This is a genomic window from Schaalia meyeri (assembly GCF_900105015.1).
GTDB classification, from domain to species: domain Bacteria; phylum Actinomycetota; class Actinomycetes; order Actinomycetales; family Actinomycetaceae; genus Pauljensenia; species Pauljensenia meyeri.
Map to the genome: position 1 here is coordinate 48984 of NZ_FNLK01000014.1, position 19860 is coordinate 68843.

17 protein-coding genes are annotated in these 19860 nt (G+C 68.0%); 11 read left to right on the top strand and 6 right to left on the bottom strand.

From position 1 onward, the window contains the following. Positions 1 to 182: 182 nt before the first annotated feature. The 4 genes from BLT68_RS07600 to galE all read left to right on the top strand — a co-directional run bounded on the left by BLT68_RS07600 (position 183) and on the right by galE (position 4575). Positions 183 to 1217: an adenylate/guanylate cyclase domain-containing protein gene (locus BLT68_RS07600; RefSeq protein WP_050694446.1), complete on the top strand. Its 1035-nt coding sequence runs from the start codon at positions 183 to 185 to the stop codon at positions 1215 to 1217. A gap of 93 nt (positions 1218 to 1310) precedes the next feature. Beyond that, the gene (locus tag BLT68_RS07605; RefSeq protein WP_050694447.1) at positions 1311 to 1988 is read left to right on the top strand and encodes a response regulator transcription factor; all 678 of its coding nucleotides are present in this window, start codon (positions 1311 to 1313) and stop codon (positions 1986 to 1988) included. 24 nt (positions 1989 to 2012) lie between these two features. Continuing rightward, a complete protein-coding gene (locus BLT68_RS07610) occupies positions 2013 to 3341 on the top strand; it encodes a sensor histidine kinase (RefSeq protein ID WP_050694448.1) in 1329 nt (442 codons plus the stop codon). A 238-nt stretch (positions 3342 to 3579) separates the two neighbouring features. Continuing rightward, the gene (gene galE / locus BLT68_RS07615) at positions 3580 to 4575 is read left to right on the top strand and encodes a UDP-glucose 4-epimerase GalE (RefSeq protein WP_050694449.1); all 996 of its coding nucleotides are present in this window, start codon (positions 3580 to 3582) and stop codon (positions 4573 to 4575) included. Positions 4576 to 4671: 96 nt separating this feature from the next. Here galE and BLT68_RS07620 read toward each other — a convergent pair whose 3' ends face one another. Genes BLT68_RS07620 through BLT68_RS07635 form a run of 4 tightly spaced genes read right to left on the bottom strand, consistent with a single transcriptional unit; the run spans position 4672 to position 8477 of the window. Beyond that, on the bottom strand, positions 4672 to 6015 hold the full coding sequence (locus tag BLT68_RS07620) for an LCP family protein (protein ID WP_050694450.1): 1344 nt from the start codon (positions 6013 to 6015) through the stop codon (positions 4672 to 4674). Beyond that, positions 6012 to 7337 carry an LCP family protein gene (locus BLT68_RS07625; RefSeq protein ID WP_070778898.1) on the bottom strand — a complete coding sequence of 442 codons (1326 nt, stop codon included), beginning with the start codon at positions 7335 to 7337 and terminating at the stop codon, positions 6012 to 6014. The genes BLT68_RS07620 and BLT68_RS07625 overlap by 4 nt, the downstream gene beginning before the upstream one ends. Beyond that, on the bottom strand, positions 7330 to 7800 hold the full coding sequence (locus tag BLT68_RS07630; RefSeq protein WP_074633524.1) for a DUF2304 domain-containing protein: 471 nt from the start codon (positions 7798 to 7800) through the stop codon (positions 7330 to 7332). Before BLT68_RS07630 ends, BLT68_RS07625 begins: the two co-directional genes overlap by 8 nt. Continuing rightward, entirely contained in the window at positions 7797 to 8477 is a 681-nt protein-coding gene (locus BLT68_RS07635) for a glycosyltransferase family 2 protein (protein WP_050694453.1), read from the bottom strand. The genes BLT68_RS07630 and BLT68_RS07635 overlap by 4 nt, the downstream gene beginning before the upstream one ends. Before the next feature lie 111 nt (positions 8478 to 8588). On the opposite strand from BLT68_RS07635, the gene BLT68_RS07640 reads away from it, so the two are divergent. The 3 genes from BLT68_RS07640 to BLT68_RS07650 are packed head-to-tail and all read left to right on the top strand — an operon-like array spanning position 8589 to position 11351. Further along, positions 8589 to 9266 (top strand): acyltransferase, encoded by a 678-nt coding sequence (locus BLT68_RS07640; RefSeq protein ID WP_074633528.1) that lies wholly within the window; start codon positions 8589 to 8591, stop codon positions 9264 to 9266. After that, positions 9263 to 10363, top strand: coding sequence for a DegT/DnrJ/EryC1/StrS family aminotransferase (locus BLT68_RS07645; RefSeq protein ID WP_074633530.1), 1101 nt, complete (start codon positions 9263 to 9265; stop codon positions 10361 to 10363). Before BLT68_RS07640 ends, BLT68_RS07645 begins: the two co-directional genes overlap by 4 nt. 1 nt (position 10364) lies before the next feature. After that, positions 10365 to 11351 carry a Gfo/Idh/MocA family protein gene (locus BLT68_RS07650; RefSeq protein WP_070778889.1) on the top strand — a complete coding sequence of 329 codons (987 nt, stop codon included), beginning with the start codon at positions 10365 to 10367 and terminating at the stop codon, positions 11349 to 11351. Between the two features lie 13 nt (positions 11352 to 11364). Here the strand turns inward: BLT68_RS07650 and BLT68_RS07655 are convergent, their stop codons facing one another. Further along, positions 11365 to 12477 carry a glycosyltransferase gene (locus BLT68_RS07655; protein ID WP_074633531.1) on the bottom strand — a complete coding sequence of 371 codons (1113 nt, stop codon included), beginning with the start codon at positions 12475 to 12477 and terminating at the stop codon, positions 11365 to 11367. A 99-nt stretch (positions 12478 to 12576) separates the two neighbouring features. On the opposite strand from BLT68_RS07655, the gene BLT68_RS07660 reads away from it, so the two are divergent. Next, a complete protein-coding gene (locus BLT68_RS07660) occupies positions 12577 to 13881 on the top strand; it encodes a lipopolysaccharide biosynthesis protein (RefSeq protein WP_074633533.1) in 1305 nt (434 codons plus the stop codon). Positions 13882 to 13902: 21 nt separating this feature from the next. On the opposite strand, the gene BLT68_RS07665 is transcribed toward BLT68_RS07660, so the two are convergent. Then, entirely contained in the window at positions 13903 to 15030 is a 1128-nt protein-coding gene (locus BLT68_RS07665; RefSeq protein ID WP_165603248.1) for a glycosyltransferase, read from the bottom strand. A gap of 75 nt (positions 15031 to 15105) precedes the next feature. On the opposite strand from BLT68_RS07665, the gene BLT68_RS07670 reads away from it, so the two are divergent. The 3 genes from BLT68_RS07670 (at position 15106) to BLT68_RS07680 (ending at position 19819) form a co-directional block, all read left to right on the top strand. After that, complete coding sequence (locus tag BLT68_RS07670; RefSeq protein ID WP_074633536.1) at positions 15106 to 16410, top strand: nucleotide sugar dehydrogenase; 1305 nt, start codon at positions 15106 to 15108, stop codon at positions 16408 to 16410. Next, a complete protein-coding gene (locus tag BLT68_RS07675) occupies positions 16404 to 17579 on the top strand; it encodes a glycosyltransferase (protein WP_074633538.1) in 1176 nt (391 codons plus the stop codon). Before BLT68_RS07670 ends, BLT68_RS07675 begins: the two co-directional genes overlap by 7 nt. A gap of 188 nt (positions 17580 to 17767) precedes the next feature. Further along, positions 17768 to 19819, top strand: a complete 2052-nt coding sequence (locus BLT68_RS07680) for an N-acetylmuramoyl-L-alanine amidase (protein WP_074633539.1) — start codon at positions 17768 to 17770, stop codon at positions 19817 to 19819. Positions 19820 to 19860 lie beyond the last annotated feature (41 nt).

The window sequence follows — 19860 nt, forward strand, 5'->3', positions numbered from 1 at the left end:
CAATTGGTGCACAAATCTGGATTATTGCAGGTAAACGCGCAAATCCCTGGTGAAAGGGATATGGGACCACTACAATAAATAGTGTGAGAGGTCGCATTTTCGGTGTGACTTTTGAAAAATGATCCGATAACCGTCTACCCGCTGATGTGGTGTTGAGTCAGCCCAACGAGGAGTGATGTGCGATGGATGAGCCCATGGCGTCGTCCCAGGCGGCTCCTGACGACCTGACCGCAACAAGCTATGTTCCTCAGCTGCTCGGCGGTCACCTGACATATTCCGCCCGGGACATTTCTCAGGCCACGAATACGCCGATCGAGCGCGTCTTCCAGTTCTGGATCGCCCTGGGTTTCCAGGCTCCCGGCGCCGACGATCCTGTCTTTTCTCAGCGTGACCTTGACGTGTTCAATCGGTGGCACGACCTCGTTGAGTCCGGCGATATTGACACCGCGACGTCCCGTTCGCTCCTGCGCGCGAGCTCCCACCTGGCCGACAGGCTGGCCCTGTGGCAGTACGAGGCCCTGGTCGAGGATTCGATGCGCCGATTGATGCTGGACGACACGACCGCCCGCATGTACGTGCTGGACCACATGCGCGAGTACGTCGACGTCTTCCAAGAGATGTTCACCTATTCGTGGCGACGCCAGCTTGAGGCAACCCTGTCACGCTTCGATCGAGAGGTCTCTCAGCGAGGCCACGAGGAGCGGCATGACCGCTTCCCGCTGAATCGATGCCTCGGCTTTGTCGACATGGTTTCCTACACGTCCTCATCGACGATCCTCGGCGACGCGCTGGTCGGGCTTATCGGGCGCTTCGAAGAGGAGAGCCGAACCGCCGTGATCGAGGAGGGCGGGCGCGTCGTAAAGATGATCGGGGACGCCGTGCTGTACATCGCGGATGACCTGTCGACCGGGCTGCGCGTCGTCACCGCACTCATCGAACGCCTGAATGCCGACGACGAGATGCTGCCCGTGCGCGCTTCCTTCGTGCGCGGGGACGTTTTTTCACGCTCGGGCGACGTGTTCGGGCCGACCGTCAACCTCGCGTCTCGCCTCGTGGACATCGCGCCGGTCGGGAAAATCCTCACCGATCCGGCGACCGCCGCCGCTATCGCCGCAGGCAAGGGGGGAGACGGCTACGAACTCGAGGAATTCCCCACCGCGGACTTGCGCGGTTTTGGTCCGGTTTCCCCCTACCTGCTGTCTAGCGTCGTGGACTAGACGCCTCTCACGCCGCCGAACCGGCGCCCGACCGGCCGCAACGGCGGGTCAAGAAAGGTGAAAGTTTTGGTTCGGGATTGCTAAGATGCTCAGGTGACTACAGTTCTCCTCGTTGAAGACGACCCGGCCATCTCTGAGCCCCTCGCCCGCGCACTGGGCAGGGAAGGCTATGACGTGCGCGCGCACGCGAGCGGCGGCGAAGCCCTGGCCGACGTTCGCGGCGTTGACCTGGTTGTTCTGGACCTCGGCCTGCCCGACATGGACGGCCTGGACGTCGCGCGAGAAATTCGCGCCTGCGGAAACCGGGTCCCGATCCTGATCCTCACCGCGCGCACGGATGAGGTCGACATGGTCGTTGGCCTCGATGCGGGCGCGGACGACTACGTGACGAAGCCCTTCCGTCTGGCGGAGCTGCTGGCCCGCGTGCGCGCGCTCCTGCGCCGCCAGGCCTCCGAGCCCTCCGAGGGCGAGCTGCGCGCCCAGGACATCCGCATGGACGTCGCCGCGCACCGCGCGTTCGTCGGCGACGTGGAACTGAGCCTGACGGCCAAGGAATTCGACCTGCTGCGCGTGCTCCTGCGCGAGGCCGGATCCGTCGTCGCGCGAGATGCCCTCATGCGCGAGGTGTGGGGTTCGGATCCGACCAGCTCGACCAAGACTCTCGACATGCACGTGTCCTGGCTGCGGCGCAAGCTCGGCGACGACGCAACCGACCCGCACTACATCACGACCGTGCGCGGGATGGGTTTCCGCTTCGAGAACGCGCGCTGAGCGCGACGCCAAGGGAGGCCCGCCATGCGCGCACGCGCGGTGAGGATGATCGTTAGCGTCGTCGCCGTCGTGTGCATGCTGATGGGCCTTCCAGGCGCGTTTTTTGCCTCCGCGTCCGTCTGGGCGTCCGAGCAGCGCAGCCTGGAGGTCCAGTCGCAGCTGATCCTGCGCAGCATCGAACGCAGACGCGCCGCGGGAGAAAACAACGATGCCGCGACGCTGGCCTCGTTGGTCGCCGATCAGGCGAAGAGCCGAGGCGGTGAGCTGGCCTACCGGATCAAGATCCCGGACGCGAACCTGGTGACCAACGGGAAGAACATCCCGGGGCACACAATGTCGGCGGTCGCCTCCTCGCCCAGCGGCGTCTCCGTGCAGCTGACCTCCTCCGCGTCGGGCGCACTGAGTCGCATCGCGTGGGTGTGTGCGCTGTTCGGGAGCGGCATGGCGATCTCCATGCTGATCGGCTGGCTGATGGCGCGCTCGCTATCGCGCGACCTGTCGGCCCCCCTCATCTACCTGGCGGCGCAGGCCGAGCAGATCGGATCGGGCGGCGTTCGCGCACGCGTGGAGCGTTCGGGTATCGAAGAGATCGACCTGGTCTCAGAGGAACTGGCCCGCACGGGCGAGCGCATGGCCGGGCGCCTGGCCGCCGAACGACAGGCCGCAGCGGACGCCTCCCACCAGCTGCGCACCCCGATCACGGCGCTATCGATGCGGTTGGAGGAGATCGAATTGATCTCCTCGGAGGAAGACGTGCGCGCCGAGGCCCGCACCTGCCTCGAACAGGTCGAACGCATGACGAACGTCGTCACGGAGCTCCTGGACGTCTCCAAGCGAGAGAGCGGGCAGACCGAGGCGATCCACATCCTGGAGGTCTTTAACACGGCCCGCGAAGAGTGGGAGGACCAATTCGAGGCGGCGGGCAGGTCCCTGGTGTTCCTAGACGAAGCCGAGCGCCCGATCCTGGCGGATGCGGGAAAGCTCGGGCAGGTGCTCGCGACCCTCATCGAAAACTCGCTGCGATACGGCGACGGGACGACTCGTGTCTGGGCGCACGCGGGTTCCTCCAAGCGTGGCGTCGTCATCGAAGTGAGCGACGAAGGGGAGGGAATCGAAGAAAGTCTCGCCCCGGACATCTTCGAAAAGGGCGTGTCCGGGCACGGGTCGACGGGTATTGGTCTGGCCCTCGCACACGACCTGGCACAGGCGATGGGGGGACGGCTCGAACTGAAAAACAATAAACCCCCGGTCTTTACGGTCTCCGTGGCCGCCATTCCAGCGTCCCTGGACCCCGATCGCGTCATGCCAGAGGGGCCCCTCATGTCGATGGGACGCAGGTCGCGTCGCTTCTAGCCCAGCGGTGGATTGATCCCCATGGAGCACGCGATCGAGGCCCCCGACCGTCGCCGTCATCGGCGGGCAGCTGATGCATGAGAGCGCGACCGCGCTCGGCATCGACCTGCGGGCAGTGGTGGAGCCGACGGTGGCTCCACCGCAGAGGATCGTCGGCCGGTTGGCGCCTGACGCGCCCGTCGATTCACGCGGTTCCTGCGGGTAGCAGCCGGTAGCGTGCGCGGCGTATCCTGAAGGCATGAGTATTCTCGTTTGTGGTGGCGCCGGCTACATCGGCGCACATGTTGTCCGCCTCCTGCGTCAGCGCGGGGATCGCGTCGTTGTCGTTGATGACCTCTCCAGTGGTAAGGCCTCGCGTATCGGCGACGCCACGCTCGTCCGCCTCGACGTGACCAGCGACGAAGCGCGCTCCGTGCTGTCTACCCTCATGGCGGACGAAGACGTCACGGCCGTCATCCACTTTTCGGCTCGCAAACAGGTCGGTGAATCCGTGCAGCGCCCCGCGTGGTACTACCAGCAGAACGTCGGCGGGATGGCCAACGTGCTCCTGGCGATGGAGGACGCAGGCGTCGACCAGATGATCTTCTCCTCCTCCGCGGCCGTCTACGGAATGCCGGATGTTCCGGTGGTCACCGAGGACATGGGTGGCCATCCCATCAACCCATACGGCGAAACGAAGCTGATCGGCGAATGGATGATGGCGGACTGTGAGCTCGCGTGGGACCTGAAGTGGATCGGTTTGCGCTACTTTAACGTCGCGGGTGCCGGATGGCCCGACCTGGCCGACGACGCCATCATGAACCTGATCCCGATGGTGCTTGACCGCGTTGAGCGTGGCGACAGCGCCAAGATCTTTGGCGCCGACTACGATACCCCGGACGGCACGTGCGTGCGCGACTACATCCACGTCCTGGATCTGGCGGAGGCCCACGTCGCCGCCCTCGACGTGCTGGCCGAAGGACGCCAGCCCGAGCATCACACGTACAACGTGGGCACCGGGCTGGGCACGTCCGTTCGCGAGATCATCGACGGCCTGCGTCGCGTGATGGGATGGGACTTTCCGGTCGAGGTGCTGGACCGCCGCGCCGGGGATCCGCCGAAGCTCATCGGCGACCCCCTCTCCATCGGCGTCGATCTTGGTTGGAAGGCAAACAACGGGGTCGATGAGATCCTCGCCTCCGCGTGGGAAGGCTGGCAGGCGGGGCCGCGCCCCATTACTGTGCCCGGCACCTGAGGGCCATCTTCGCATCTCAAGACGTCCCGGCCCCGTTCCTGATAAGAAGGAAACGGGGCCGGGGCTTTGTCGAGCAGCCGGAGGCGAGCGGATCTCCTAGAGGCCGTCGACCTGGTTCAGGTCGGAGGACACCAGGGTTCCCGATCGGAGCTTGGCAAAGAAATCGTCCGCGGTGGTGTCGCGCAGAAGCACGGCCGAACCGCCCGCGCTGGTCGTGTAGTTGAGCGATTCGATGGGCGGTACCCCCATCAGCTGGTGGGAGGAGGCGCTGCGCAGGGCCATCACCAGGGCGGCGACGGTGAACACGGAGGAGTCCTCGTCGACCGTGAAAGACTTCGATCCCGCGCGCTCCACGCGCAGGGTCTTCGCCGGATTAACTAGGGTCGAGGGGGACACGGCGGCAGAAATGACCTTGGAAATCACCTGGCGCTGGCGCTTCGTGCGGCCGATATCCCCCTCGGGATCCTGGTAACGCATGCGCGAGAACTGCAGCGCGGTCTTCCCATCCACGCTGTGGCAGCCAGCCGTCCAGGTGAGCCCCGAATACGCGTCGTCGGCGTCGTTGTCGTAGCAGAGCGTGACGCCGCCGACCGCGTCCACCATGCCGGGGACCGCGGCCATGCCGATCTGAACGAAATGATCGACGGTCAGGCCCGTCAGCTTCTCCACCGTTTCCACCAGCAGCTGCGGGCCGCCGTACGCGTAGGAGGCGTTGATCTTGTCCCAGCCCACCCCCGGAATCTGCGCGTAGGTGTCCCGGGGGATCGACAGAGCGACGGCCTGGCCGTTCGGGGCGACATTCACCAGCATGATCGAGTCGGCGCGCTCGGATTCGTCGAAGCCGTCCTGGACGGCCCCGTCCGCGCGCGAGTCGGACCCGGCCAACAGGTACGTGGTTCCCGGCGTGTTGGTGCCGCCGGACAGAGCGCTGACGCGCCCCATGTTCGTGTTCGCGTCCCACAGCAGGAAAGCGCCCCACGCGAGGAGAAGAACCAGGAGGAAACACAGGGTCTTGAGGATCGGGTGACGGCGCTTGCGGCGTGGCGTCGCGGCGGGAACGGGGGGTGCCGCAGGGGGGAGGGGGGAGACGGGCGCCGATTGAGGAGGGCGCGCTTGTGCCTGGTTCTGTCCGCTCCCCGACGGTGTGTAGGACGGGGGAATCGAGGCCGAAGATGGCCGGAACGAAGGGGGCGCCTGCTCGGGAGTCGAACGGCGCGGCCCTCGCGGCGTGGGCCTCCTCTTTGGCTGATCCAGCGTGCGCGGCATCAGCGGGTGGGAAGCGTCGGCCTCCTCCTCGTTGATCCTCCACATGCGAGGCGCCAGGGCCTCCGGCGGGGGAGCGGGCGCGCCCCCGCGCACCTCTTCACCGACGACGTGAACGTCATCAGATCCGGGGCGGCGCCGCGCGGGGTCGGGCCTGAACGAGGGAGGAGTGCTCATTTGTCCTTCGGCGGGCAAGAAGCTACGGTCTGTTGGGCCGCGGCCTCGTTGGCGGCGTTATTGTCGACGGACACGGACTGCTCGGTGTTGTCCGTGCTCCCCTCGCCGCTGCCCGGCGTGGAGGGATTCGTGTCCTGGCCGGAGGAGTCACCCGAACTCTGGGCAGAGTCCGCGTTCGGGTCGGGCACCACCAGCTGGGCGCCGTTCCCGTCGGTGTAGGTGGTACCCACAGGAAGGGCCTGGTCGTTTTTCAGCGCGTTCCACACGTTGCGAGCCATCGGCTCGGACGCGATGCGGCGGTTCGGGTCCCAGGAGGGTTCCTTGACCGGCATGGTGACGAACTGGATGTTCGCGCGGTTGACCTTCGACAAGACGTTGACGAGCAGGGTAGCGTCGGAGCTGGCGTCACCCAGGTTGGAGGACACCTTGACTGCCTTGATCGCGGCCTGCAGGAAACTAATGAGTGCGCCCGGATCGGTGACGTAGTTCTTGGACTGCAGCTCGCGCACCATCGCAGAAATCAGCTGCTGCTGGCGGCCGATGCGGGAGATATCGGAGCCGTCCCCCTGGCCCTTGCGCGAACGCATATAGGCCAGCGAGTTGGTTCCGTCGAGCTTGTAACAGCCAGCATCGACGTACAGCTGCGCTTCCTCGTCCTCAACGCGGTGAGGGATGTTGAACCAGATGCCGCCCAGCGCATCGATCATGTCGATAAAGCCAGCGAAGTTGACGACCATGAATGCGTCGACCGTCATGCCGGACATGTTTTCGACGGTCGACTTAACGCAGGCGATACCGGGAACGATGTCTTCTTCCGAGTTGCCGCCGTCGGCGCCATAGAACATGGCGTTGTTGAACATCTCGTTACTCAGGGGGGCGCTGCTGGAGCCGTCGCGGTGCTTACACGCGGGGATGTCAACCAGGGTATCGCGCGGGATGGAAACAATCTGCACGCGCGAGCGGTCGGCGCTGATGTGGATGACCATCGTCGAATCGTTGCGCACGCCCGGGACGTCGTCCTGGTCGCCGGCACCCACGTCGCCGCTGGCCCCGCTGCGGGAGTCCGTGCCGACCACAAGGATGTTGACGGCCCGCCCATCGAAGGAATCGGGGGTCGCCTTGTTCTGCTCGTCGGTCGTGTAGGCGTTGATGTCGACAACGCGTTCGGCGAACTGCGAGCTGAGCTTGGCGTAGACGAAGCCAGCCGTGGAGACGACGAAGAGCACGCCGGTCATCAAGATGGCAAGCGCGCTGCGCACGAGGCCGAAGCGTCCGTAGTTGATGGCCGAGTGCTGGATCGGCCGCAGATTCACGTTACTCATTACTTGTAACCATATCGTTATCGGACGTATTTGTCGGGGAAGCGGGGCCGGAAGCGGCGCGTTCCACTTCTGGCGGATGGGGGGCAGAGGAGTCAGAAGGGGCGGGCAAAGCCCCGGGATCCTCGGGCGGAAGCACGTGCGCGAGGGCCAGCGCGCGGGCGAGCGACGCCATGCGTGCCTCCGCGCGCGCCTCGCGCCGATAGGCCGTCACCATCTGAGCGATCGAAGCGACAACCAGACCGTAGACGATCAGGTTCACGCCCCGTTCGACACCTATCGCGTGGGCGAGCGTGTTCGCCAGCGACGGCACGAGGATGGCGACGGTGGCGCCCGCAACCAACACGCCGATGCCAAGTCGGCGCAGGGCCAGCGAGGCCGCTGACGACACCGGGCGGACGAGCCACCAAATGATCGCGGCCAGGGCGATGAGAAGGAGGATACGAATGATTGGGTAGGTACTCATTGCCCCCCCAGCGCCAGGTCCACGACGATGTTGATCGAGTTCAGCAGGGGCTGTCCCTTGGAGCGCGAATAGTCCGTGTAGGAGATGGTGACGGGATGCTCGCAGCCGGTAAGGCCGCTCGCGGCCAACTGCGAGACGATCTGGGACGCGTGTGCCATCCGCGTGTGTGTCAGGTGAACGTGGGCAAGCGCGTCGGAGCGAATCACCCGCAGGCCGTTGTGCGTGTCGGTGAGCGCCATGCCCGTGCGTGCTCGGGCCGCGGCCGCTCCGAAGCGCAGCAGGGTTCGCCTCAGCCTCCCCGGGCGAGCGTGTCCACCCGCCAGGAAACGGGAACCGAGCACGAAGGCCAGGTCCTCGTCGCGCGCGCGGTCGACCATCGTCGCGGCGTCGGCGGGATCATGCTGACCGTCGGCATCGAAGGTGACGACGTATTGGGCGCCGCGCGCGAGGGCGGCGTCAAAGCCCGTCTGTAAGGCGGCGCCCTGGCCCAGGTTCAGCGGGTGCGAGGCCACGAAGGCGCCGACCCGTCTGGCGAGGATCGCGGTGTCGTCGGTCGAGGCGTCATCCACGACGAGAACATGAGAGAAAAGAGCGCGCACGCCCGCAACGACGCCCCCGATGACGGGCGCCTCGTTGAACGCGGGGATAACAACCCACGTGTCTGAGCGCTGCTGCATTCGTCCAGTGTCGCACATTGGGGTGTCGGCGCGCCTATAGTGTGGGTATCTGGCGGGCATCCCGTCCGCCGGGGGCGCGCCTGAGCTCACACGAAACCCGAGGGAGATACTGTGATCGATCCCAATGCCGATGTCGCGGCCAGCGCGCGGATCGCGGCCAGCGCGCGCGTGTGGCACCTGGCCCAGATTCGCGAAGACGCCGAGGTCGGGGAAGAAACGATCGTTGGCCGCGGCGCCTACATCGGCGAGGGGGTACGAGTCGGCGCGCGCTGCAAGATCCAAAATTACGCGCTCATCTACGAACCCGCGTCTCTCGCGGAGGGAGTGTTTGTCGGCCCGGCCGCCGTTTTCACGAACGATCACTGCCCCCGTGCAATCAATCCGGACGGCGGCCTCAAGGGCACCCAGGATTGGAACAAAGTCGGGGTCATCGTCGAGCGGGGAGCATCGATCGGTGCGCGCGCCGTGTGCGTCGCCCCGGTGCGCGTCGGAGCGTGGGCGTCCATCGGTGCCGGAGCCGTCGTCACTCGCGACGTGGCCCCCTACGCTCTGGTCGTGGGGGTTCCCGCGCGTCGCGTCGGATGGGTCGGCGAGGCCGGCGTGCCCCTCGTCCGCGACACCGCCGAAAGCGCCGGAGAATCGCTCGATGAGGCCCTAGAAGAGGCCTGGGTATGCCCGGCTACCGGCGCGCGCTACGTCGAGCGTGGGGGAAGGCTCACGGCTGAGGCCCCCCGGGCCTGGTCGCCGACGCACGCCCGGCCAGACGAAACCCGCGGGGAGGAACGGTGAAGCACCCCTTTATCCCGTCCGCCCGTCCCCTCATCGGGGAGGAGGAGATCAACGCGGTCGCGGACGTCATGCGCACGGGCATGATCGCCCAGGGGCCCCAGGTCGGGGCCTTCGAGGAGGAGTTCGCGCGCCAGCTGGTGCCCGGAACGCAGGCGGTCGCGGTGAACTCCGGTACGTCTGCCCTGCACCTGGGGCTTCTGGCCGCCGGGATCGGGCCGGGCGACGAGGTCATCGTTCCATCCTTCACCTTCGCGGCCACCGCTAACTCCGTTGCCATCACGGGGGCCACACCGGTCTTCGCGGACATCGACCCGCTCACCTTTACTCTATCGCCCGCCTCAGCGTCCCAAGCGATCACCCCCCGCACCCGCGCCATCATGCCCGTCCACCTCTATGGCCACCCCGCGTCAATGGATGCGCTCCAGGCCATCGCCGACGAACGAGGATTGGCGATCTTCGAGGACGCCGCCCAGGCTCACGGCGCGACCCTGCACGGCCGCCCGGTCGGCTCCTTCGGTGCCTTCGCGGCCTTCTCCTTCTATCCGACCAAGAACATGACCAGCGGCGAGGGCGGTATGGTCACCAGCTTCGACCCGGAGCTGATCTGGTGGGTACGCCTCGTGCGCAACCAGGGCATGGAGAAGCGCTACGCAAACGAGATCATCGGGCTCAATAACCGCATGACGGACATTCACGCCGCCATCGGCCGCGTCCAATTGACCAAGGTCGGCGGTTGGACGGCCCAGCGCCAGGCCAACGCCGCCTACCTGAGCGCCCACCTGCGAGGCGTCGTCACCCCGCACGTGGCCCCGGGCGCCACCCACGTCTACCACCAGTACACGATCCGAGTGGAAGAGGACCGCGACGGATTCGCACGCGCCCTGGGCGAAGAACACGGTATTGGCTCGGGCGTCTACTACCCGATCCCGAACCACGAGCTGCCCTCTCTGGCGTGCTTCGCCCCCGCAACCGATCTTCCAGCCACGCGCGCCGCCGCCGCCCAGGTCCTCTCCCTGCCCGTCTATCCGTCGCTCACGCGAAGCAACCTGGACCGCATCGTTGAGGCAGTGAACGCGCTCGCGGAAGCCGGTGCCTGAAATGGGGAACATTCGTCTGGGGATCCTGGGGATCGGATCAATGGGACGCCACCACGTGCGCAACGCGCGCGCCACTGCGGGTATCGACCTGGTGGCCGTGGCAGACCCGGGTGGCGACCGCTTCGCGGTGGCGGGAGATCTGCCCGTCCTGGGGGGCGTCCGAGAGCTCATTGAGGCCGGGATCGACGCCGCGATCATCGCCGCCCCGACCGCCCACCACGAGCAGGCCGCGCTGGCCCTGGCAGAGGCCGGGGTGCACACCCTCGTCGAAAAGCCCCTCGCAGCGAGCGTGGAGGCGGGCACGCGCATCCGTGACGCCTTCGCGGCGGCGGGCCTGGTGGGTGCCGTCGGCTACGTGGAGCGCTGTAACCCGGCGCTGATCGATATGCGTGCCAGGATCGCTTCCGGTCAGCTGGGCCAGATCGAACAGATCGCGACCCGCAGGCAGTCGCCCTTTCCCGCGCGTATCAGCGACGTGGGCGTCGTCAAAGACCTGGCCACGCACGACGTCGATCTCGCCGCCTGGGTGGCGGGCGCCCCCTACCAGAGCATTTACGCGCGCACGTCGGCGCGATCGGGTCGCCCCCACGAGGACATGATGGTCGCCTCGGGCGTGCTTGCCGGGGGGATCCTCGTCAATCACCTGGTCAACTGGCTGAGCCCCTACAAGGACCGCACGACGATCGTGACGGGCGAGAGGGGCGCCCTCGTGGCGGACACGGCGATGGGGGACCTGACCTTCTATGAGAACGGACACGCGCCCCTGCAGTGGGATGCGATCGCCGCCTTCCGGGGCGTCAGCGAGGGGCAGGTCGTGCGCTACGCCCTGACCAAACGCGAGCCCCTCGCGCTTGAGCACGAGCGTTTCCGCGACGCGATCCGCGATGGCGGCGCTGAGCACGTGACCATGGACGAGGCCGTGGATAACCTGCGCGTTGTCGAGGCGATCCTGGCCTCCGCCAGCTGCGGGCGGGCCATCGATCTGTGAGGAAGTGGCGCGGCTAGGGCGTCACCTCATCGTAGACGGCGCGCAGCTGGTCGATGGAGGCGCGCAGCGAGCGGTGTTCCTGGACCCACTCCCGGCACGCCCGCCCGTGGTCCGCGCGCTCTGAGTCGGACCACGCCAACGCCCGCTCCAGCGCGCGCGCGAGCGCATCCGGCGTGCGCGCCTGCGTGAGCGTCGATGCGCCCGGCGCGACCATTTCCGGCGTCCCGCCCGTGGCATAGGCGATCACGGGAACCCCGCACGCCTGAGCTTCGAGCAGCACCAAACCGGCCGCTTCCTCCCGGCCCTGCGTCGGTTTTGTCGGCAGCGCGAGCACGCGGGAAAGCCGCATCCAGCCGCGCACGCCGTTTCGGTCGAGCGGCCCGGTGAGTGTCACGTGCTCAGGGGCGGTTGCGCGCAGGCCCGAGGCGAGCGGCCCGTCACCCACGAGAACCAGCGCGTGGGGGTGGGTAGCGTGCAGCCTGGTTGATGCCTCCACCAGGTCGGTGACCCCCTTGAGGGTGCTGAGCGCCCCAACGAAAAGAACCACGGGCACCTCCCCGGTGGGGGAATGCTGGGGGCCTTGAGGCATCGGCGTCCACCAGGAGGTGTCCACCCCCTGATAGTGCACGCTCAGGCGCTCCCCGCTCGCCCCCGCGCCCAGCGCGACGTCCGCCAGGTACCGCGAGACCGCGAGGAGACGGTTCGCGCCGCGGAAGGCGGCGGCGCGGTTGTATGCGTTCCACGCGGCGCCCGGGGGCCGCCCGAGCCGGCGGTAGGCGTCTCCTCCGTGCAGCGTGACCACCAGGGGCGCGCCCGTGTCGCGTGCCGCGCCCAGAGCGGGCAGGGACCACGTGGCCTGGTGCTGGTGAATGACGTCGGGCTTCCACGCCCCGACCGCCCGGCGCATCGCGCCCATGCCCCGCGCCTGTGAGACGACGCGCGACGGGAGGGCGCCGCGCAGCGCCCCCGGTGCCGACTCGTGGACGGGGACCGCAACGGTCGGGTCCTGGACGCGGGCCGCCAGCGTGAAGGCCTGCCACGTGAGCTCCGGCATCGCACCCGCGTGCGTGAGAGCGAAGTAGGTCGGGGGAACCAGCAGAGTTCCCTTTGTCAGGGCGACCCTCACGGGAGCCGCCCGAGGCTCAGGCGCAACAGCGTGAACGGGTGAGCGGGCATGAACCCATCCTAGGGGCTTAGCCGGGCGGGCAGGTGATTAAATGAGGGCATGACGAACGCTCCTTGTGCCCCCGACGCGCGCCCCGGCGTCCTGCGACAGGTGCTCACGCTTCTTGGCGGGACTCTCCTCGCGCAGCTCATCGCGTTCGTCGCGCAGGTCGGCGTCGCCCGCCTCTACACTGACGCCGACCTGGGTTACCTGGGTATCTTCACCTCGGCGGCAACCCTGGGGGCAGCTGTGGCCGGGGCACGCTTCGATCTGAGCGTCGTCCTGCCCGCACCGGGAGACGAGGCTACCGCCCGTTCCCTGACCCGATTGGCCTCCCGGTGTCTTCTGGTGGCCTCCGGGCTTGCCACGCTCGTGGCCGCGCTCGCCCGACCGTGGGTGGAGGCGCGCTACGGGGCGGCGCTCGCGGGATGGATGCTGGCCGTGGGGGCCTCCATCCTGTTCCTGGCGCAGGGGCAGGTGTGCTCCTACTGGCTGACCCGCCACCGGCGTTTTCGCGTGATCGCCAGCTCCTCCGTGGTGCGTTCCGTCGCGATTGCGGCACTGCAGCTGCTGTGCGGGTTCCTGGCCTCCGGGGGGCTGGGCGCCGCCATCGGCGCGACTGTGGCGGGGCAGTGCATCGCCGTGGCCTACCTGTCGTGGCGCGCCCGGGACGCGCGCCGCCACCCGGGCGATCCGACGCTCGCTCGGGTGGCCGCGCGCTACCGGAAGATGGCCCTCGTGGGAGTCCCGAACGTCGTCGTCGACGCCGTGCGTACCAGCGTCATCCCGCTGCTGATCGCCGGTTACTCGGTGGCGTCCCTGGGGCAATTTAACCTGGCGTGGATCGCCCTGCAGGCTCCCGTCGCCCTGATCGCCGGGGCGCTGTCCCAGGTGTACTTGCCGCGCCTGTCCGACACGAGCGCCGGCCAGATGACTCCGCTCGTGCGCAGGGTCGGCGGGGTCGCCCTGGCCTGTTCGATCCCCGTGTTCGCGCTGCTCGCGTGGGCGAGTCCCGCGCTGTTCCCACTCGTCTTTGGGCCACGGTGGGAGGCGGCAGGCTACTTCGCGCGCGCCCTGGCGCCGTGGCTCGCGCTGACCGTCGCGACCTCCCCGCTGTCCAACGTTTTCGTGGCCACCTACCACCAGCGCCGCATGTTGGCCTTCGCGTGCGTGTACTGCGCCGCGCCCCTCACGTGGCTCGCCGTGAGCCCATACGGCATCGAGGCCACGGTCGCCGTCATGGGCATCGGCATGGCCGTGCTGCTGGCGGGGATGGTCGTCATGGCTTACCTGACTGCCCGGGAATACGACCGTGGGGCGGCGGGTGACGATGCGGGGCAACGATCTTGCGCACAGCGAGGGTAAAACCCGCGTGAAACGGTCCGTTTAGCGGCGCTCGCCCCCTCCCCGCTTGGCCGCGAGAGCCCCTTCGTAGGCCTCGCGCAGGCGGGTGGCGCCCTCTTCCCACGCGGGGATGCGCGGTGCAGCGAAGGCCTCGATATCCGCACGAGTGATGCGCTCCAGCGCCGTGGCCAGGTCGCGCGCCGGGTCCTTGAGCACCCAGCGCGCCGCCTGGTCCCCCAGGTAACGGCGCGCCTCGGCCAGGGGAGAACACAGGACCGGGATGCCCGCCGCGAAGGCCTCCATCATCTTGTTGGGCGTGGACATGCGGTGCGAGAGGCACCCCGATTCGATGAGACACAGCGCCACGTCGGCGCCGCGCGTCAGAGCCAGGACCCGATCCGGCTCCACGGGCGGCATGTAGTGGATATTCGGGTGTGCCGCTGCCGACCTCTTTACCTCGTCGGCGAAGGCCCCCGAGCCGACGAATACGACGTGCGCCCCCGCAGCGTGTTCGAAGGCGCGCAGGATCGCGTCGATGTTGCGCCCGGGCGCGAGATAACCGGAATGCAGGTACAGCAGCGACCCTTGCGGGATACCCAGCTGGGTGCGCAGGTCAATAACCCCATCCACGCCCGTCGGCGCATTTGTGACGACGACGGGATCCACGCCCGGATAGGCGTCGTGGTACCACCGGGCGATCGATTCGTTGACCACGGACACCACGTCCGCGCGCGCGATGTAACGACGCTCAATCACCCGTTGCAGGCGCTGGCGAAGCCCCGTTGACCCCACCGTCTCGGTCTCCAACTCGTGCGCGTTGTACACCAGCACCGCGCCGGTGCGCCGCGCCAGCGCGTGGGCCAGGGGAAGGAGGAAGAGGTTCTGCGCCGAAACGGCGGCCACGTCCTCGCGCGCGAACCGCCGATACACGCGCGCCCCCCACGCGCCCACGACCCGCACGCCGCCCAGGGGCGCCCCCACCGACGCACCCCGAATCCGCTCCAGGGACACGGAAGGGGTCACGGCCTGGTTCGTGGGGAGCGCGCCGCGGTCAATGCCGACGATGCGCGTGTGGGAAAAAAGGGGGGACAAAGAGTGCGCGATCTTCACGAGCCGCCCGGGGGATGCCAGGTCCGACGGATACAGCAGGAGGTTGAGAGCGCGTTCCACACCCCCATTGTAGGTGGCGTGGGGCACTACACTGGGAGAGGAAGAACGAGGCCGGAGACGGAAAAGGGGAGGCGCATGCGCATCGCGGTCGTCGGGTTGGGCAAGATCGGTTTGCCGCTGGCGGTGCACTACGCGCGCGGGGGGCACGCGGTCGTCGGCGTGGATGTCAACCCGCGGACGGTGGCCCTGGTCAACCGCGGGGAGCCGCCCTTTCCGGGCGAGGCCCACCTGGCCGACTACCTGCCTGCCCTCACAGCATCCGCCTCCCTGCGCGCCACGACGGACTACGCCGATGCGATCCCGGGAGCCGACGCCGTCATCGTGGTCGTCCCCCTCGTCGTGGATTCCCAGAGCCGTCCCGATTTCGCCAGCATGGACGCGGCCACCCGCTCCATCGCCGCCCACCTGACACCCGGCACGCTCGTCTCCTACGAGACGACCCTGCCCGTTGGGACCACGCGCGGGCGCTACAAGCCGCTCATCGAGCGGCATTCCGGCCTGGTGGAGGGGCGCGACTTCGACGTGGTGTTCTCCCCCGAGCGGGTCCTCACGGGCCGCGTGTTCGCCGACCTGGCCCGCTATCCGAAGCTGGTGGGCGGCCTGAGCGAGGCGGGCGAGGAACGGGGCGTTCGCTTCTACCGGTCAGTCCTTTCCTTTCATGAACGCGACGACCTGCCGCGGCCCAACGGCGTGTGGCCCATGGGAGGGGCCGAAGCCGCCGAAATGGCCAAGCTCGCCGAAACCACCTATCGAGACGTCAACATCGGTTTGGCGAACCAGTTTGCCCGGTACGCGGATCGAATCGGCATCGACGTCGCGCGCGTCATCGAGGCCTGCAACTCCCAGCCCTACTCCCACATCCACCGGCCAGGCATCGCGGTCGGCGGCCACTGCATCCCCGTCTATCCGCGCCTGTACCTGGCCGGAGACCCCGACGCGACCATCGTGTCCACCGCCAGGGCAGCGAACGCGGCCATGCCCGCTTACGCGGTCCACCGGGCGGCCTCGATGCTGGGATCCCTGGAGGGCCTGCGCGTCGCCGTTCTGGGGGCCGCCTACCGTGGTGGTGTCAAGGAAACGGCCTTCTCCGGTGTCGTCGGGGTCGTTGACGCCCTGCGAGCGGCGGGCGCCCGACCGCTGGTTCACGATCCCCTCTACGCGGACGCGGAACTCGTCGCCTTCGGGTGGGAGCCCTACCACCTGGGTGAACAGGTTGACGTCGCCATCGTCCAAGCCGACCACGCCGCCTACGCGGCCCTACGCCCCGGCGATCTGCCCGGCGTGCGCCTCCTCGTCGACGGCCGCGCCATCACGGATCCGCTCTTGTGGGTCGGGACCCCACGCATCACCATCGGCGGGGGAGGGGCGGCGCAATGCTAGTCACCCTCGCGACCCGCACTTTTACGCCCGAGCCGACGGCCGCCGCACTGCGCCTCGGGGCGCTCGCCCGAGCACTCGCCGCCGGAGGCGACCGGGTCCGGGTCCTCACCGCGCGCCTTGCCCCCGGTGTCGCTCGCGACACCGCTCGCGGCGAGGGGGGCGCTGCCGCGAGCGGCATCCTCGGCCCGGTCGAGGTGCGGCGCGCCCCGGTCCTGCGGGACCGGACGGGTGCCGTGCGCGGATACGTGTCCTACCTGTCCTTCGACCTGCCTCTCGTGGCGCGCCTGCTTGCGGGGCCCCGGCCGGGCGTGGTCGTCTGTGAGCCGCCCCCGACGACGGGGGCGGCCGTGCGTGTGGCGTGTGCGCTGCGCCGCGTGCCCTACGTGTATTACTGCGCGGATATCGTCTCGGACGCCGCCACGCTCGCCGGCGTCCCGGGCGTCGTCGTGCGCGCGGTGGCCGGCCTCGAATCCTTTGCGCTGAAGGGAGCGGGTCGCGTCATCGCCGTGTCGGAGGGGGTCGCCCGCCGCGCCCGTGCCCTCGGGGCGACCCGCGTGGAGGTCGTGCCCAACGGCGTGGCTGTCCCGGAGGAGATCGCGGGCGGGTCTCCCGACTCTTTCCCGCGTTGCACGGGACCCGTCTTCGTGTACGCGGGCACCGTCGCCCAATGGTTGGCGCCCGAAATCTTCGTCGATGCTTTTGAACGTGCGCGTGGCCGGCTGGGGGACGCACGATTGGTGTTCGTCGGGCAGGGCAGCGGCTGGGAGGCCCTCGCCCGACGCGCTCGCGGGGTCGGCGGCGTGGAACTCATCCCCGCGGTGAGCGCCGCCGAGGCCGACCGGTGGATGGCTCGCGCCACCGCGACTCTGGCATCGCTGCGTCCCGGTGGCTACGACTACGCCTATCCCACGAAGATTCTCGCGTCGCTGGCACAGGGGACGCCGGTGATCTATGCGGGTCCGGGGCAAGCTGCCCGTGACGTCGAAGAGGGGGGCCTGGGCGTGGCGTGTGGGTTTGACGCCGACGAGATCGCCGAGGCCATGGCCGTCTTCGCCGCGGAGGAGGTCGCGTGGGCGGGGGCACAGGGGGTGCGTGCCTGGGTGCGTGGGCGTCGCTCCATCGAGGCGTCATCGACCGCGGCGGCTGCGGTGGTGCGTTCGGCCATCTAAGGGTGTGCGCGGTTCGTTCCCCATCGGGCGTTGCGCACGGGCGTGATACGCGGGCCGGGCCCTCTCGGATGCGACGATGCGATCGACCCTGGTCGCATCGGTTCGCAGATGTAACTATTTTCATGTTTACAGTTACAAAATAAGCACATAAAATCACGTTTGTCCCATTAACAACTTGAAGGATGACTATGCGCTCCCCGTGGAGGACACTTGTAGCCGGGCTGACCCTGGCACTCGGCGCCACTGTCGCCGCCATTGTTCCATCGGCCCACGCGGCCGGCATCACCATCGCCATCGACCCCGGACACGGAGGTTCCGACCCCGGCGCAATCGCGAACGGCCTGAAAGAAAAGGACCTGACCCTGGCGACCTCCCTGGCTCTCAAGGAGGAACTCGAGAGCTACGACGGCGTGCGCGTCGTCCTGACCCGCACGACGGATACCAGGCCGTCTGAAAACACGAGCGCCGACCTATCTGCGCGCGTGCAGATGGCCGCCAGGGCCAATGCCGACGCGCTCGTGTCGATTCACTTCAACTCCGGCCCGCCCGCGGCCAGGGGCGCGGAGACCTGGTATCCGAACGCCTCCTCCTACAACTACTCCGCCCACACGCAGGGGCGGGCACTATCCAGCGCCATTCAGAGGCAACTGACGGGCCTGGGTCTGGCTGACCGCGGAATCAAGACGCGCGACAACCCGTACTACGACTACCCGGACGGCTCCACGGGCGACTACTACGCGATCAGCCGCCAGGCCCGCGAGAAAGGGATCCCCGGCATCATCGTCGAGCACGCGTTCCTCACCTCCTCCTCGGACGCGGCGCTCCTGCGCGATCCCGCCTTCGTGCGTTCCCTCGGCGTCGCAGACGCGACGGGCATCGCCCAAACCTACGGCCTGAGCAAGGGCAGGTGGGAAAAGTCCGGCGACAGCTGGCGTTTCCTCAGTAACGGCGTAGCCAAGACCGGCTGGTTCTCGGTGGGTGGACGCTGGTACTGGGCTGGCTCCGACGGGCGCACGATCCGCGGCTGGGCGACATTGGGCGGGCGCAGCTACTTCTTCGACGACAGCACCGCGATGGTGACGGGCTGGATGCGAGAAGATGGCAAGTGGTACTACCTGCGCTCGGGTGGCGACATGGCGACCGGATGGGTGAATCTGGGCGGTACCTGGTACTACCTGGACTCCAACGGCGTGATGGCCACCGGATGGCTCAACGACAAGGAACACTGGTACTGGCTGGGCGCATCCGGCGGCGCGGCCACGGGCTGGACGAAGGTTAACGGCTCGTGGTACCTGTTCGAAGACGATGCCCGCATGCTCACCGGCTGGCAGCTGACCGAGGACGACAACCAGTGGTACTACATGCACCCGAATGGGATCATGGCCACCGGATGGCTTAAGGACAAGGAACACTGGTACTGGCTGGACACGGACACGGGCGCGATGAAGAAGGGGTGGGTCAAGGTCGGCGGCACCTGGTACCACATGCAGCCCTCCGGCGCGATGAGCACCGGATGGCTGCTGGATGGGGCTACCTGGTACTGGCTGGACCCGAACTCGGGCGCGATGGCGACCGGCACCGTGACCGTCGAGGGACGCGCGTCGAACTTCTCGCCCTCGGGCGCCTGGCTGGGCTACGCGGCCGCCGGGTCCGACGCGTCGGCCCGCAGCGGACCCGGGCTGAATGCCGCGGGTCAGCGCCTCATTATGAGCGCGCCCACGGCCGCGCGCTCCGAGGTGATTGACGCCATGGTGAGCGCGTGGGAGGGCGCGGGTTACCCATACCCGAGCGCCCTGTCCTCCGGCGGTGCGGCATCGATCCGGGACTTCGCGGGTATCGTCTACGATGAGGCCGTGGCCGAGGGCGTGTCCCCCGAGCTCGTGTTCGTCCAGGCCATGAAGGAAACAGGCTGGCTGCGCTTCGGCGGCGACGTGAGTATCGACCAGTTCAACTTCTCCGGCATCGGGGCGGTCGGCGGCGGCGCGCAGGGGGCGAGCTTCCCGGACGTGCGCACGGGCATCCGCGCCCAGGTTCAGCACCTGCGCGCCTACGCGGACCCGACCGTGACCCCGTCGTCGCTCGCAAACCCGGTGGTGGACCCGCGCTTTTCCTACGTGCGTAAGGGCGTGGCCCCCGTGGTCGAGCACCTGGGTATCCAGGAAAATCCCGCCCGCGCCGGCTGGGCCGCTGCGCGAGGGTACGGGAACGATCTGGTGTCGATGATGAAGGCGTACTTCTAGGAGCTCGCTATTCTTCGACGAGGCCGGGGCTGGCCGTGCGG